This is a genomic window from Pseudomonas sp. B111, from assembly GCF_026428275.1.
Taxonomy (GTDB): Bacteria; Pseudomonadota; Gammaproteobacteria; order Pseudomonadales; family Pseudomonadaceae; genus Pseudomonas; species Pseudomonas aeruginosa.
Window position 1 is genome coordinate 4,054,157 of record NZ_CP097857.1, and the last position, 14,596, is coordinate 4,068,752.

Genomic DNA, 14,596 nt, shown 5'->3' on the forward strand with positions numbered 1-14,596 from the left:
AAATCCCTCTAACGAGAAAAAATGGCGCTGCCACTGTAGGAATTCGGCACCTGCCGCGTCAACGACAGGCGCCCCTAGAAAAAGTCTTGTGGGCCGCCGGGACGCGCAAAGGAGCGCTCCCCTCTCCTCTGCGCGCCGGCGCCCCATCGATCACTCGGTGACCGGCTTCACCCGCAGGCCCGGCATCGGCCGCGGGGCTCCCTTGAGTCGGTAGCAGGCCCACATCACCAGCAGCCAGACCGGGATGGCATAGACCGAGACCTGGATGCCGGGGATCAGCAACATGACGCCGAGGATGAACACCACGAAGGCCATGCACAGGTAGTTGCCGTACGGATACCAGAACGCGCGGAAGTGCGTGCGGGTGCCCTGGCGGTCCATCTGCGCGCGGAACTTCAGGTGCGCCATGCTGATCATCGCCCAGTTGATCACCAGCGCCGCCACCACCAGCGACATCAGCAGCTCCAGCGCCTGGTGCGGGATCACATAGTTCACCACCACCGCGAGGAAGGTCACCAGCGCCGATACCACCAGGGCGCGTACCGGTACGCCGCGCTTGTCGACCCTGGCCAGCGCGCGCGGGGCATCGCCCTGCTCGGCCAGGCCGAGAAGCATGCGGCCGTTGCAATAGGTGCCGCTGTTGTACACCGACAGTGCGGCGGTGAGCACCACGAAGTTCAGCAGGTGCGCGGCAGTGCCGCTGCCGATCATCGAGAAGATCTGCACGAACGGGCTGCCGCTGTAGGCATCGCCGGAAGCGTTGAGGGTCTGCAGCAGGCTGTCCCAGGGCGTCAGCGAGAGCAGCACGACCAGGGCGCCGATGTAGAAGATCAGGATGCGATAGATCACCTGGTTGATCGCCTTCGGGATCACCGTCCTCGGCTTGTCCGCCTCGGCCGCGGTGAAGCCGAGCATTTCCAGGCCACCGAAGGAGAACATGATGATCGCCATGGCCATCACCAGGCCGCTCACTCCGTTGGGGAAGAAACCGCCGTGTGCCCAGAGGTTGCTCACCGAAGCCTGCGGACCGCCGCTGCCGCTGAACAGCAGGTAGCAGCCGAGCAGGATCATGCCGATGATCGCCACCACCTTGATGATCGCGAACCAGAACTCGGCTTCGCCGAAGGCCTTGACGTTGGCCAGGTTGATCGCGTTGACGACGACGAAGAACAACGCCGCCGTGGCCCAGGTCGGCACCTCCGGCCACCAGTAGTGGATGTACTTGCCGACCGCGGTCAGTTCCGACATCCCGACCAGGATGTACAGCACCCAACAGTTCCAGCCGGAGAGGAAGCCGGCGAAGCCGCCCCAGTACTTGTGCGCGAAGTGGCTGAAGGAGCCGGCAACCGGCTCCTCGACGATCATCTCGCCGAGCTGGCGCATGATCATGAAAGCGATGAAACCGGCGATGGCGTAGCCGAGGATCATCGACGGGCCCGCCGACTTGAGCACCCCGGCCGAGCCGAGGAACAGGCCGGTGCCGATGGCGCCGCCGAGGGCGATCAACTGGATGTGACGATTCTTCAGGCCGCGCTTGAGCTCGCCCGAATGCGGATGTTGGCCGTCCATTGAGTTATCTCACGCAAGTGGAAATTTATTGTTGTCGGAGGCGAAACGGGGCCGTGCGGCTCAGGCGGCAGGAGCACGGCGGGCGCCATGCGGGGCGCGTGGCGGCGGGCGGTCGGCTGGGCGAAGGAAGGACTCACGGATCATGCGTCACCTGTTTGTTGTTGTACGTGACGTGAATGGGCCGCCAGGCTCGTGGCTCGGCGGTGCGGGCAAGGCTGGCGCGATCGGCGCCGCTGGAACGGAAACGCGGAGCGCAAGGAAAACCGCCAGCCCCGGAAGAGGCTGGCGGCAGCGGGATCAGATCACGCCGCGGCGAATCTGATCTTCCTCGATGGACTCGAACAGGGCCTTGAAATTGCCCTCGCCGAAACCCTGGTTGCCCTTGCGTTGGATGATCTCGAAGAAGATCGGGCCGATCACCGTGTCGGTGAAGATCTGCAGCAGGATGCCGTCGTCGCCCGGGGCGCCGTCGATCAGCAGGTTCAGTTCGCGCAGTTGCTCGAGCGGCTCGCCATGCCCGGCGACGCGGGTGTCGACCTTCTCGTAGTAGGTGTCCGGGGTCGACATGAACTTCACGCCGTTGGCGCGCAGCTTGCGCACCGTGGCATAGATGTCGTCGGTGGTCAGGGCGATGTGCTGGATGCCTTCGCCATGGTATTCGCGGATGAATTCCTCGATCTGCGAGGTATCGTCGGCCGACTCGTTGATCGGGATGCGGATCTTCCCGCAAGGCGCGGTCATGGCGCGGGAGAACAGGCCGGTGAGCTTGCCTTCGATATCGAAGTAGCGAATCTCGCGGAAGTTGGCGATGCGCTCGTAGAAACCGGACCAGACGTCCATCTGGCCGCGCTTGACGTTGTGGGTCAGGTGGTCGATGTAGGTCAGGCCGACCGAGTTGTCGTTGGCGCTGCGGCCTTCGATGAACTCGAAGTCGACGTCATAGATGCTGCGGTCGCCGTAGCGGTCGACGAGATACAGCAGCGAACCGCCGATGCCTTCCAGGCAGGGGATGTTCAGCTCGCCGAAGTTGGCGTGGCTGCCCACCAGCTTGGCACCCTGGGATTCGGCGTAGGCGGCGGCCTGGGAAGCGTTCTTCACCCGGAAGGCCATGGCGCAGGCGCTCGGGCCGTGCTTGAGGGCGAATTCGTGGACATGCCCGGTCGGGCTGCCGTTGAGCACGATGTTGATATCGTTCTGCTGGAACAGGAAGACTTCCTTGGAACGATGCTTGGCGGTTTCGGTGAAGCCCATCATGTTGAACAGCTGGCGCAGCTGCTCGATGCCCTTGGCGTCGGGGGCGGTGAACTCGACGAATTCGAATCCGTCGGTACCGATGGGATTGTGCTGTTCGATCTTGGCCACGGCGTTCATCCGGCCTCCTCGTTGTTCTTGTTGAATGGACCGCCGCCGGTCCAGGCGGCCGGCGACATGGGAGATGCCTTCATCTCACCCCGTGGCGGCGCGGCGGACAAGCCGTCGGCAGGGCCCGGCGCAGGGCCTGGCGCAGGGTTTCTGGCAACTATTCCTTACGCGCCGGCGGCATGCATGGCGAACGCCCGGTCTTCGTAAAATTATCTTTACAGGGCGGAGCGAAAAGCTGCCAGCAGCGCTGTCACGGCTGCGCTGAAAGCCGGCGCTGCATGATCGGCGTCAAGCGGTTAACCTGCGTCTTTACTCCGCGACGGCATTCCCATGGCACGACCCGCCCCACCCGACCTGAGCGACAGCCGCCGGCCCCTGCGCGGCGTCGCCCGCAGCTATCCTGCCGGGCACCGCGTCGATGCCCACGAGCACGCCTGGGGCCAGGTGCTCTATGCGGTGTCCGGGATGATGTGGCTGGAGACGCCCGACGAGGCCCTGCCGGTCCCGCCGCAACGGGCGGTCTGGTTGCCGCCGGGCCTGCGCCATGCGGTGCGGGTCGCCTCCGAGTTGCAGATGCGCAACATCTACCTGAGCCCGGAACTCTCCCGCGGCCTGGAGGACCGCACCCTGGTGCTGGTGGTCGGCCCGCTGCTGCGCGAGCTGATCGTCAGCCTGGTGGAGCAGGAACGACAGAGCGACCCCTACTACTATCGGGCGCTGGCCGATCTCGCCGTGCTCGAACTCGGCCGCGCGCGCCGTTCCAGCCTCCGCGTACCGCTGCCGGACGCCTCCGACAGGCGCCTGCTCGCGCTGTGCCAGGCAGTGATGGCCAATCCCTCCCTGGACATCGGCCTGGAGCGCCTGGCCGAAGACGCCGGGGCCAGCGTGCGGACCCTCTCGCGCCTGTTCCAGCGCAGCCTGGGCATGGGCTTCGCCGACTGGCGGCGGCAGGTGCAGCTGGCGACCGCCGCCGCCGCGCTCATCGATGGCCGTCCGGTGGCAGGCATCGCCCATGCCCTGGGATATACGCCGAGCGCCTTCAGCGACATGTTCCGCCGCGAGCTGGGCGTCTCTCCCACCGAGTACAGGGCCGAGCATCACCAGCCGTTCCAGCCTTGACCGGTATTCGATAGCGATTGGCCGATAGATGTTTTTTCGGCCAACTAGACTGGCACCATCGTTCACCGTCCCTGTCAGCCGCCATGAACTACCTGATCTCCCTCGGCATCGGCCTGCTGGTCGGCCTGCTCTACGCCGTACTCGACTTCCGCTCGCCGGCGCCACCCGCCATCGCCCTGGTCGGCCTGCTTGGCATGCAGCTCGGCGAACAGCTTTTCCCCCTTGGCCGCGACCTGCTGCAGCAGTGGCTGCACTGATCGCCGCGACGACACGGAGCCCCCGATGAAAGCACTGCAATTCGACCGTACCGGCGACCTCGCCGCCCTCAAGCTGGTGGACATGCCCGACCCGCTTCCCGCCGCCGATGAGGTGCGGGTGGAAATCCGCGCCGCCGGGCTGAATCCGAGCGACGTGAAGAACGTCCTCGGCCGCTTCCCCTATACCACCCTGCCCCGGGTACCGGGCCGCGACTTCGCCGGGGTGGTGGTGGAGGGACCGAAGGCCCTGCTCGGCCAGGCGGTCTGGGGCACCGGGCGGGAGCCAGGATTCTTCCGCGACGGCAGCCACGCGCAGTTCCTGACCCTGCCGGCCGCCGGCGTCGCGCTCAAGCCGGAAAGCCTGAGCTTCGCCCAGGCCGCCAGTTGCGGGGTGCCCTACAGCACCGCCTGGGACGCCCTGCAACGCAGCCAGGTCAAGGCCGGCACCCGGCTCCTGGTAATCGGCGCCAACGGCGCGGTCGGCAAGGCCGCGCTGGCGCTGGCCAAGGCCCTGGGGGCCGAAGCGATCGGCGCGGTGCGGCGCGAGGAGCAACGCCAGGCGCTGGAAGCGCAGGGCATCGCCGCGCTGCTGCTGGGCGAGCCGGCCGAACTGGCGGCACAGGTGGAAGGGATCTTCCCCGGCGGTGCCGAGGTGATCTTCGATACGACCGGTTTCTGGCTCGAGGCGGCGGTCCCGGCGCTGGCCGCCTTCGGTCGCCTGGCGATCATCGCCGCACCAGCCGACGGCCATGTGCGCCTGCCGGCGTTGAACCTGTACCGTCGCGGTGGCTCGGTGGTGGGGATCAACTCGCTGCTCTATGGCGTGGAAGCCTGCGCAGGCTTCCTCGACGCCTTCGGCAAACTGTTCGACCAGGGCCGCCTGCCGCTGCCGGACGGGCTGCGGGAAGTCCCGCTGGAGCAGGGCGTTGAGCAGTACCGGGCAGTGAACGAAGGCACCTGCGAGAAGATCATCCTGGTGCCTTGAGGACCAGCGGAATCCCGGCAGAACACGCCGGGATTCCGCTGCGCGCAAGACTACTCCGCGCCGACCGCGAGCTTGCGGGCGCTGCGCGCCTCCTCCAGCTGCATGCAGCGCTCGAGGAACAGGTACATGTAGTCGTAGCTCTTGCAGATCGCGTCGCGCAGTTGCCGGCGCAGCTCGGCGCTGGGATTGGTGCCGGCCAGGGTGCAGATGATCTCCAGCGCCTCCCAGGGGTGGGCATCGTCGTACTGGGCGTGGAGCTTGAGCCACTTCATGGCGCGCTTGCGGCCTTCCTTGGGGAAGGCGTTTTCGTAGACGCCGTTCGAACAGACCAGCGCCGACCACTCGCCAGTGACGCCTTCGATGGCGTAGTTGGTGGCGGCCATGGCCACCGGCAGTGAGTCGCTGGCGCAGGTGTGCCAGCACCAGTGGCTGAGCGCGTGCAGTTCGGCCGGCACGTCTTGCGCCTGGATCTCGGCCAGGCTCACGCCGTGGGCCTCGGCCCAGTGCAGCCAGTAGTCGGCGTGGTTGAGTTCGACCCGAATATTGCGCATCAGCCAGCGGCGCGCCATGTCTTCGCCGGGATGGCGGGCGAAACGGGTCTTCAGCAGGTTCTGCGACATGTACAAGGGGAACTGCTCGACCACCGGCCAGCCGCCGATCAGGTACAGGCGCATCAGCGCCGGGCTCAGCTCGGCGTCGCGCATGCGCCGGTACAGCTCGTGGCCGGAAACCCGGTCCTTGCTCGCCTGGCAGTCGACGATCAGTTGCTGCGCCCACTGCGGATAGCTTCCCGCCTCCTGCAAGGGGCCCGTACGGTCAAAGAACTCGCTCACACCCGTCTCCCTTCTCTTCTTCTCGGCAACGGCCTCATAGCAGCGAAACTACTCTTTCTTCGCTCCGCGGTCACCTACCGGAGGTTCTGTCCGAGGCTCGGCCACAGGCCCTGGGCATCCAGCCCTGCGCCCGGAGGCTGGCGACTGAACGGCAGGGGCGCGCCGATGGCCAGGCCCTGGGCATAGTCGATGCCGATCTCGCGCAGCGCCTCCATCACTTCGACGGTCTCGACGAACTCGGCGATGGTACGTTTGCCCATCACGTGGCCGATATGGTTGATCACCTGGACCATGGCGCGATCGATGGGATCCTCGAGCATGTCCTTGACGAAGCTGCCATCGATCTTCAGGTAATCCACCGGCAGGTGCTTGAGGTAGATGAAGGACGACATGCCGGCGCAGAAATCGTCCAGGGAGAAACGACAACCGGTGTCCTTGAGCTCGTTGATGAAGCGGATGGCGCTGGCCAGGTTGGCAACCGCCACGGTTTCGGTGACCTCGAAGCAGATCGTCTGCGGCGGAATGCGGTAACGGGCGAACAGCTCGGTGAGGAACTGCAGGAACGACTCGTCGCCGATGGTCGCGCCGGAGAGGTTGATGGCGCAGGTGCCGATCGGCTCGGCGCGAGGGTCCTGGGCGCGCTCGACGAGGGTGCGGAAGGCATTCTCCACCACCCAGCGGTCGATCAGCGTCATCAGGCCATAGCGCTCGGCGGCGGGTATGAAGCTCAGCGGCGGCACCAGGCGCCCGCCCTCGTCGCGCAGGCGCAGCAGCAGTTCGACGTGCAAGCCCTCCTCCGCGCCTTCGCCCAGCGGCACGATGGGCTGGGCATAGAGGCTGAAGCGGTCTTCCTCCAGCGCCAGGTGGATGCGCTGGACCCAGGTCATCTCGCCGAAGCGCATCGACAGTTCGACGTCGTCCTGATGGAACACCTGGACCCGATTGCGCCCCTTTTCCTTGGCCATGTAGCAGGCCATGTCGGCGGAGCGCAGTGCCTCCTCGAGGGTCGAGATACCCGGCAGCAGGTGCACCAGGCCGACGCTGACGGTGCAGTTGAACGGCTGCCCGCTCCAGGTGAAGTGCAGGTCCTGGACCGTCTTGCGCAGATGGTCGGCGATCTCCACGGCTTTTTCCGCCGGGCAGTTCTCCAGCAGGATGCCGAACTCGTCGCCGCCCAGCCGCGCCAGCGTGTCGCCCTCGCGCAAGCCTTGTTGCAGCAGGGTGCAGACCTGGCGCAGCAGTTCGTCGCCGGCGGCGTGGCCGCAGGTGTCGTTGACCAGCTTGAACTGGTCCAGGTCGAGGAACATCAGGGCGTGCCGCCCGCTGTTGCGCTCCAGGCGTTCCAGCGCTATCTGCAGGCGATACTCGAACTCGCGGCGGTTGGTCAGCCCGGTCAACGCATCGTGGGTCGCCTGCCAGGACAGGCGCGCCATATACTGGCGCTCGCGGGTCATGTCGTGAAGCACCAGGACCACCCCGGTGATCTCGCCGCCGCGATGGATCGGCGCGCCCACCAGGGTCACCGGCACGCTGCTGCCGTCGTGGCGCAGGACCAGCTTGGAATGCTCGCGGCCGCCGTCGATCTCGCCGCTGAGGATCTGCTCGATCAGCAGCATGCCCTCCTCCCGCGAGCTTTCGTCGACGATCCGGAACAGCGACGCCAGGGGCAGGCCGCGGGCCTTGTCCAGCGTCCAGTTGGTCATCTGCTCGGCGGCCGGGTTGAGGTAGGAAATGCCCCCCTGGGTGTCGGCGGTGATCACTCCGTCGCCGATCGAGGCCAGGGTGATCTGGGCCCGTTCGCGCTCGGCATCGAGGGCGTTCTCCACTTCCTGGCGCTGCATCAGTTGTTGCCGGGTACGCAGGAACGCCAGGAGGATGAGCACGCTGGCGGTGGTCAGGTTGGCCACCAGCAGCAGCCTGAGCAAGGCCCGCGAGCCCTCGCCGAGGGCGTCGCTGAAGGCCTTGGCCGCCGGCGTGACCTTCTCGTTGATCGCGTGGATCTCGGTCTTCCACTGTTGCACCTGCTCGGCACTGGCCTGCCCGGTGCCGATGCCCGCGCGCATCTTGCCGGCGACGTCGATCAGTTCCATGACGTACTTGTCGCCCACCAGCCACAGCTCGATGGCGCGCTCGAAGTAACTGAAGTCGTGGAAGTTGCGGTACAGCCAGATGATCGCGGTAACGTCGTCGGCATGGTTGCCGCCCTTGAGGATGCCCTGGCGGGCCGCCTCGATGTCCGGGTCGGGCTGGTCCAGGGCAAGGCGCATCTCGCGGTCGCCGAGGGGGATCGCGATGGCCTCCTCGTAGCGGCGGAAGTCTTCGTCGGCGCGTGAGTCGGCATAGAGGGTGGATAGTAGATGGCATCCTTCTGGCCCTTCGACCAGAGGCTTTCGCCGCCGACATAGCTGCGCACCGCGGAGAGGACGTAGAGACTGCCGCCCGCCAGCATGGCCTGCAACAGCACCACGACGATGAAGGGCCATACCAGGCCGAGCAGGCGGGGCTTGTCGAGAGTCCGGTTCTGCCTCATTCCATCTACCATTCAAACTGGCGCTAAGCGATCGGGTGCCGTCTCCGTCACCCCTGACTGCATCACCTGTCGGCCGCTCAAGATCCCGTCGCAGAACTCCCGAGGCCTTGCCTGCCGGCAGCCACGACGCTGGAGGAGGCGGACACCCGGCAAACAGTAGGAGTCTAGTGGCTGTTTGCCGAACCTGCCCTGCACCTGGCGGAACAGACAGCGTTTTTTATTGCCGCAGCCAATAAAAACCGGATGTCTTATATGGAATATACGAGAAAAACCGCCAGGCGACAGCCTGGCGCCTCACATCTGTTGCAGATGTCCGTAGAGCCGGGCGTAGAGGCCGCCTTCGGCGATCAGTTGCTGGTGGTCGCCGTCTTCGGCGATATGCCCGCCATCGAAGACCAGGACCCGGTCGGCCTGCTTCACCGCCGACAGCCGATGAGCCACGATCAATGTGGTGCGGCCTTCGAGGAAGTCGCCGAGCGCCTGGTGCAGGGCGTACTCGGTAGCGGCGTCGAGGGCCGAGGTGGCCTCGTCGAGGATCACCACCTTGGGCTCGGCGAGGATCATCCGGGCGATCGCCAGGCGCTGCCGCTGACCGCCCGACAGGCGCACCCCGGAACGCCCGACCACGGTGTCCAGCCCCTGCGGCAGGCGCCGCACGCCGTCGGCCAACTGGGCGATCTCCAAAGCCCGCCAGCAGGCCTGGTCGCTGCGTTCGCGGCCCATGGTCAGGTTGGCCCGCACGCTGTCGTTGAACAGCGCCGGATGCTGGAGGACCACCGCGACATGTTCGCGCACGCAGTCCAGGCCGATTTCCTCCAGGGGCACCCCGCCGTAGCGGATGCTGCCGCGCTGCGCACTGTAGAGGCCGAGTAGCAGTTGCACCAGCGTGCTCTTGCCGCCGCCGCTGGCGCCGACCAGGGCAACCTTCTCGCCGGCGCCGATGTTCAGGTCCAACTGCTCCAGGACCTTGTCCTCGCCGTAGGCGAAATCCAGCCCGCGCACCTCGATGCCAACGGTCGTGCGGCCGGCGAACGGATCGCGCAGCGGCGGGTAGCGCGGCTCGTCGGCCCGCGCCAGCAACTCGTTGATCCGCTGCAACGCGCCGCCAGCGGCGTAGTAGGCGTATTGCAGGCCGAGCAGCTGTTCGACTGGCCCGATCATGAACCAGAGGTAGCTGAACACCGCGAGCATCTGGCCGATCGACAGGTCCGAGAGCAGCACGGTGAGCATCGCCGCGGCGCGGAACACATCGATGCCGAACTGGAACAGCAGGCCGCTGGCGCGCCCGGCGGCGTCGCTTTTCCATTGCGAGGCCACGGCGTAGTCGCGGACTTCCTGGGCGCGATGGCCGAGACGGCCGAGGAAATAGCCCTGGCGATTGCCAGCGCGGACTTCCTGGATCGCCTCGAGGGTCTCGGTGAGCGCCTGGGTGAAGCGCGCGGTGCTGTCGTTCTCGAGCTTCTTGAGGTGCTTGACGCGCTTGCCCAGTTGTACCGTGGACCAGATCACCAGCGGGTTGAACAGCAGGATCAGCAAGGCCAGCTGCCAGTGCATCCAGACCAGGATCGCGGCGGTGCCGAGCAGCGTCAGCAAGGCGACCAGGAAGCGGCTGAGGGTTTCCCCGACGAACTTGTCCAGGGTGTCCAGGTCGGTCACCAAGTGGGCGCTGATCGAACCGCCGCCGAGGGTTTCGTATTCGCCCAGGGCGATATGCCGGAGGCGCTCGATCAGACGCAGGCGGATGCGGTAGACGATGTCCTTGGACAGCCGCGCGAACAGCTTCGCCTGGAGCACGTTGAACACCAGCGCCGCCCCCCGCAACAGGAGGGTCGCCGCCAGCATCAGGCCGATGTAGCCGAACGCCACCTGCCAGTCGGCGGGCAACAGGCGGTCCATGAAACGCAGCGCGCCGTCGCCCTTGCCGAGCAGCACTTCGTCCACCAGCAACGGCAGCAGCAAGGGGATCGGCACGGTGCAGAGGGTGGCCAGCACCGCCACCAGGTTGGCGAGCAACAGGGCTTTCTTGTGGCGCAGTGCGAGTCGACGAATCTCCGCCCAGCTCAGGCGGTCTCCGCGCTCACTCATGCCGGCCCCGTTCCAGCCAGCGGCCGAGCAAGGGTGAAAGTTCGGCAAGCGGCTGGTAGCCGTTGGTGAGCAACGCCAGTTGGCCGTTGCGCTCGGCCAGCAGGGTCGGGAACCCGGCGATGCCAAGATCCTGGACCCAGGCGAAATCGGCGGCGGTGGCGTCACGCGCCTCGCCGCTGTCGAAGGCCGCGGCGAACTCGATGCGTGGAATTCCCACCGCTTCCGCCAGGTCGGCGAGCACCGCCGCCTGGGTGACATCGCGACCCTCGGCGTAGAACGCCCGCTGGATCGCCCTCACCAGCGGCCAGGCGCTTTCCTCGTCGAGGCTGCGCGCCGCCACCAGGGCCCGGCAGGCCGGCTCGGTGTCATAGACGAAGCCTTCGGGCAACGCGTCGTCGAAGCGGAACGGCTGGCCGGTGGTCTGCTGCACGGTCTGCCAGTGGCCGAGGATGTAGCCGCGGGTATTCGGGTCGAGCGCCGCGCCGTGGCCGGCGCGCAGGCCACCGGCTACCAGGTGGAAAGCGACGCCGTCGGCGGCCGCCTGCCGGGACAGCGCCTCGGCGACCGGGGCGAAGCCCCAGCACCAGGAACACATGGGGTCCATCACGTACAGCAGGCGGGCCTTGGCCAAGGTTCAGTTCTCCAGCGTGGACTGGCGCGGATCGCGACCGAGCGGGTGCGGCTGGTTGCGCTGCCGCGCCAGTTCGATCTGTTTCTGCCGCTCGCGAGCGCCGGCGCGGGTCTTCTCGCTCAGCGAGTCCCAGCAGTGCGGACAGCTGATGCCGGGCACGTAGTGCTCGGACTGGCGGTCTTCCAGCGAAACCGGGTTGCGGCAGGCGTGGCACTGATCGTACTCGCCCTCGCTAAGATCGTGGCGCACGGTCACGCGGTTGTCGAATACGAAGCAGTCGCCGCGCCACAGGCTCTGTTCCTGCGGCACCTCTTCGAGGTACTTGAGGATGCCGCCCCTGAGGTGGAAGACCTCCTCGAAACCGGCGCCGAGCATGTAGCTGGAAGCCTTCTCGCAGCGGATGCCGCCGGTGCAGAACATCGCCACCTTCTTGTGCCGCGCCGGGTCGTAGTGGGCCTTGATGTACTCGGGGAACTCGCGGAACGACCTGGTCTTCGGATCGACCGCGCCCTCGAAGGTGCCGATCGCCACCTCGTAGTCGTTGCGGGTATCGATCAGCAGGACTTCCGGATCGCTGATCAGGGCATTCCAGTCCTTCGCCTCGACATACTGGCCGACCTGCTTGTTCGGATCGACGCCAGGCACGCCGAGGGTGACGATTTCCTTCTTCAGCTTGACCTTGGTGCGGTAGAACGGCTGTTCGTCGCAGTAGGATTCCTTGTGCTCGATATCGGCCAGCCGGGGATCGCTGCGCAGCCAGGCGAACAGCGCATCGATGCCTTCGCGGCTACCGGAGACGGTGCCGTTGATGCCTTCCTCGGCCAGCAGCAAGGTGCCTTTCACACCGTTGTCGAGCAGGGTTTGCAGCAGGGGTTCACGCAGCGCCACGTAATCGTCGAGAGTCACGAACTTGTACAGCGCCGCCACGACGATGGATGTCATGGGGATATAGCCTCCAGGTGGTCGCCCGCGTAAAGGGCGGACCGGAACGAAAAGCGCCAGCCGCTGGCGCCATGGAAACGACAACGCCGGCGGAAGGCCGGCGCTGGGTGCGTAGTCTAGCGCAGCAGGGGCAGGCTCTGCACCCCGCCGCGACGGACGCCGTCTCAGGGTATGTCGTGCTTGCTCCCGCCGCGGCAGGTCGGCGAGGACGGCACCGCAGCCTGGCTCCACTCCTCAGGGGTGAAGGTATGCAGCGCCAGGGCGTGGAACTCGCCCATCAACCCACCGAGGGTGGCATATACCTTCTGGTGCCGCTTCACCGCGTTCAACCCGGCGAACTGCGGGCTGACCAGCACCACCTTGAAGTGGGTCTCCAGCCCGCGGCTGTGCATGTGGCTCTCGTCGAGCACCTCGACGTGTTGCGGATCGAGGGGCTGCAGGGCGGTCTGGATACGGTCACGCATGCTCATCGCGAATCACGACTCACTTTTTCTTCTGGGCCGGCGCGGCGACGCCGAGTTCCTTGTCCATGTCGGCCATCAGCTTGTTCACCGGCTCGACGGCGCCTTGCAGCTTGGCCTGGGTCAGTTGGGCGGATTCGGCGGTCAGGCGCGGCATCTTCTCCAGCACCTTCTTGCCCAGCGGCGACTGGTAGAAGGCATTCAGGTCCTTCAGCTCGGACTCGGTGAAGTTGGTGGTGTAGAGCTTGATCAGCTCGGGCTTGATCTTGTCCCAGCCGATGGCGCGGTCCAGTTCGGCATTGGCCTTGGCCTGGTAACGCTCGAGAACCGCCTTCTTGCTCTCCGGCGCCTTGGCCTGGGCGAAGCGCTGGGCCAGCATCTGCTGCACCTGGGCATAGACCGGGACCGTCAGCTTGTCGGCATGGACCAGCTTGAGGAATTGCTCGGCCTGGCTGGCGGAATCGGCCATGGCCATGGAGCTGAGGCTGAGCAGCACGGCGCTGCCGATGAGGCGAAGACGGGTCATGGAAAATCCTTGAGGTTGGGTAGATGTGTCCGTGGGACCCGACATTCTGCGCCTAAGTTCGAAATCCGCTCAAGCGCGGCGCCGAATATCGGGAGAATCCTATCCGGCGCCCGCCCGCTCCATGCCGTCTACTATCAGTTCTGTAGTGGGTACTTGCCGCCTTCCTTCCGCAGCCGGCATGCTTGCGTCAGCCTGTCACATGGATGTGTTAGATGAACGGAACCGCCGCCGATACCCTCGCCGTATCGCCCCCGCCCCTGCGCAACCTCTGCGACAGCCATGGCCGGCTCGATCCCCGGGCGGTCGGCTGGTCCGCCCGGCCGCGGGTGCTCTGCCACATCCCCGGCCACTTCGGCCGGCGCAAGCGCTGGAACCACTGGTGCATCGTCAGCCCCGGCTGGATGCTCTCGCTGACCATCGCCGACCTCGACTACCTGACCTACGGCGCCGCCTATTTCCTCGACCTGGACAGCGGCCAGGCGGTAGCGCACACGCAGATCCGCTTCTTCGGCCTCGGCTGCCAGTTGCCCGACGAGCCGCAGGCCAGCCATGCCTTCGAGCATCCCCGCCTGCAATTGCGCTTCGACGAACAGCCCGGGCGCCTGCGCGTCACCGGCCAGGCCCCGGACCTCGGCGGCCTGCCGCTGGAGCTGGCGCTGGAAGTGCGACGACCGTCGCACCTGGAGTCGGTGAACCTGGTGGTGCCGATGGGCGAACACACCTTCCATGCCTGTAGCCGCCAGCTCGGCCTGCCGATCAGCGGCTGCCTGCAACTCGGCCGCCGGCGCTACGACTGCCAGGCGGGCCAGAGCTTCGCCGCGCTGGACTTCGGCCGCGGCGTCTGGCCGCTGCATACCTACTGGACCCGCGCCGCCTTCGCCGCCCCCGGCGGCATCGCCGGCAACTTCGGCACCGGCTGGACCGAAGCCAGCGACCTGCGCGAGAACGCCCTGTGGTTCGGCGGCAAGCTCAGCCGCGTGCTCGACGACGTGCACATCCGCGAGCCTCGCGACCCGCTGGCCGAATGGCGCCTGGACAGCGCCTGCGGTCGCGTCGAGCTGCTCTTCCGTCCCGAACAGCTGCACCAGGCGCGGCCCAGCGTCGGCCTGTTCTATGCCAATACCCGCCAGTGGTTCGGCCGTTTCAACGGCACCCTGCGCCACGACGACGGCGACTGCGTGCCGGTGGACGGCGCCCTCGGCTGGATCGGTTCGACCCGCGCGCGCTGGTGACGCCGGCGGCGGGCAATCTATTTCCGACCCGCAGCGCGGCGAAAAATGCCCACGAGGAAGCGAC

The 14,596-nt window shown here is 66.5% G+C and carries 12 protein-coding genes and 1 pseudogene; 4 read left to right on the forward strand and 9 right to left on the reverse strand.

Annotation, left to right across the window (positions count from 1 at the left end; genetic code table 11):
* Nucleotides 1-150 precede the first annotated feature (150 nt).
* Nucleotides 151-1,569 carry an amino acid permease gene (locus M6E97_RS18890; RefSeq protein ID WP_003085884.1) on the reverse strand — a complete coding sequence of 473 codons (1,419 nt, stop codon included), beginning with the start codon at nt 1,567-1,569 and terminating at the stop codon, nt 151-153.
* 297 nt (nt 1,570-1,866) lie between these two features.
* Nucleotides 1,867-2,940, reverse strand: coding sequence for a 4-hydroxyphenylpyruvate dioxygenase (gene hppD, locus M6E97_RS18895; RefSeq protein ID WP_003085882.1), 1,074 nt, complete (start codon nt 2,938-2,940; stop codon nt 1,867-1,869).
* Nucleotides 2,941-3,261: 321 nt separating this feature from the next.
* Here hppD and M6E97_RS18900 point away from each other — a divergent pair, with 321 nt between their 5' ends.
* From M6E97_RS18900 to M6E97_RS18910, 3 genes are all read left to right on the forward strand, one after another.
* Complete coding sequence (locus M6E97_RS18900) at nt 3,262-4,050, forward strand: AraC family transcriptional regulator (protein ID WP_023107175.1); 789 nt, start codon at nt 3,262-3,264, stop codon at nt 4,048-4,050.
* A gap of 83 nt (nt 4,051-4,133) precedes the next feature.
* Entirely contained in the window at nt 4,134-4,307 is a 174-nt protein-coding gene (locus tag M6E97_RS18905) for a DUF1427 family protein (RefSeq protein ID WP_003109411.1), read from the forward strand.
* A 25-nt stretch (nt 4,308-4,332) separates the two neighbouring features.
* Nucleotides 4,333-5,292, forward strand: coding sequence for a quinone oxidoreductase family protein (locus M6E97_RS18910; RefSeq protein WP_003140841.1), 960 nt, complete (start codon nt 4,333-4,335; stop codon nt 5,290-5,292).
* Between the two features lie 50 nt (nt 5,293-5,342).
* On the opposite strand, the gene M6E97_RS18915 is transcribed toward M6E97_RS18910, so the two are convergent.
* The 7 genes and pseudogenes from M6E97_RS18915 to M6E97_RS18945 form a co-directional block, all read right to left on the reverse strand.
* The gene (locus tag M6E97_RS18915; RefSeq protein ID WP_003085869.1) at nt 5,343-6,125 is read right to left on the reverse strand and encodes a TenA family transcriptional regulator; all 783 of its coding nucleotides are present in this window, start codon (nt 6,123-6,125) and stop codon (nt 5,343-5,345) included.
* Between the two features lie 74 nt (nt 6,126-6,199).
* Nucleotides 6,200-8,655, reverse strand: a pseudogene (locus M6E97_RS18920) (EAL domain-containing protein).
* A 294-nt stretch (nt 8,656-8,949) separates the two neighbouring features.
* Nucleotides 8,950-10,740 carry an ABC transporter ATP-binding protein gene (locus M6E97_RS18925; protein WP_003106581.1) on the reverse strand — a complete coding sequence of 597 codons (1,791 nt, stop codon included), beginning with the start codon at nt 10,738-10,740 and terminating at the stop codon, nt 8,950-8,952.
* Complete coding sequence (locus M6E97_RS18930) at nt 10,733-11,335, reverse strand: DsbA family protein (RefSeq protein WP_003140842.1); 603 nt, start codon at nt 11,333-11,335, stop codon at nt 10,733-10,735. Before M6E97_RS18930 ends, M6E97_RS18925 begins: the two co-directional genes overlap by 8 nt.
* 39 nt (nt 11,336-11,374) lie before the next feature.
* On the reverse strand, nt 11,375-12,313 hold the full coding sequence (locus M6E97_RS18935; protein ID WP_003109414.1) for a rhodanese-related sulfurtransferase: 939 nt from the start codon (nt 12,311-12,313) through the stop codon (nt 11,375-11,377).
* Nucleotides 12,314-12,477: 164 nt separating this feature from the next.
* Complete coding sequence (locus M6E97_RS18940) at nt 12,478-12,783, reverse strand: BolA family protein (protein ID WP_003109415.1); 306 nt, start codon at nt 12,781-12,783, stop codon at nt 12,478-12,480.
* A 13-nt stretch (nt 12,784-12,796) separates the two neighbouring features.
* On the reverse strand, nt 12,797-13,345 hold the full coding sequence (locus M6E97_RS18945) for a DUF2059 domain-containing protein (RefSeq protein ID WP_003120754.1): 549 nt from the start codon (nt 13,343-13,345) through the stop codon (nt 12,797-12,799).
* Nucleotides 13,346-13,512: 167 nt separating this feature from the next.
* On the opposite strand from M6E97_RS18945, the gene M6E97_RS18950 reads away from it, so the two are divergent.
* Nucleotides 13,513-14,532, forward strand: coding sequence for a DUF2804 domain-containing protein (locus tag M6E97_RS18950; protein ID WP_003109416.1), 1,020 nt, complete (start codon nt 13,513-13,515; stop codon nt 14,530-14,532).
* Nucleotides 14,533-14,596: the final 64 nt, after the last annotated feature.

What these genes read in the sequence shown, in the direction of transcription:
- M6E97_RS18945 (WP_003120754.1), bottom strand. Translation starts at nt 13,345, where the DNA reads ATGTCGGGTCCCACGGACACATCTACCCAACCTCAAGGATTTTCCATG.
- M6E97_RS18910 (WP_003140841.1), top strand. Translation starts at nt 4,333, where the DNA reads ATGAAAGCACTGCAATTCGACCGTACCGGCGACCTCGCCGCCCTCAAG.
- M6E97_RS18905 (WP_003109411.1), top strand. Translation starts at nt 4,134, where the DNA reads ATGAACTACCTGATCTCCCTCGGCATCGGCCTGCTGGTCGGCCTGCTC.
- hppD (WP_003085882.1), bottom strand. Translation starts at nt 2,940, where the DNA reads ATGAACGCCGTGGCCAAGATCGAACAGCACAATCCCATCGGTACCGAC.
- M6E97_RS18930 (WP_003140842.1), bottom strand. Translation starts at nt 11,335, where the DNA reads ATGTGTTCCTGGTGCTGGGGCTTCGCCCCGGTCGCCGAGGCGCTGTCC.
- M6E97_RS18925 (WP_003106581.1), bottom strand. Translation starts at nt 10,740, where the DNA reads ATGAGTGAGCGCGGAGACCGCCTGAGCTGGGCGGAGATTCGTCGACTC.
- M6E97_RS18940 (WP_003109415.1), bottom strand. Translation starts at nt 12,783, where the DNA reads ATGAGCATGCGTGACCGTATCCAGACCGCCCTGCAGCCCCTCGATCCG.
- M6E97_RS18890 (WP_003085884.1), bottom strand. Translation starts at nt 1,569, where the DNA reads ATGGACGGCCAACATCCGCATTCGGGCGAGCTCAAGCGCGGCCTGAAG.
- M6E97_RS18950 (WP_003109416.1), top strand. Translation starts at nt 13,513, where the DNA reads ATGAACGGAACCGCCGCCGATACCCTCGCCGTATCGCCCCCGCCCCTG.
- M6E97_RS18900 (WP_023107175.1), top strand. Translation starts at nt 3,262, where the DNA reads ATGGCACGACCCGCCCCACCCGACCTGAGCGACAGCCGCCGGCCCCTG.
- M6E97_RS18935 (WP_003109414.1), bottom strand. Translation starts at nt 12,313, where the DNA reads ATGACATCCATCGTCGTGGCGGCGCTGTACAAGTTCGTGACTCTCGAC.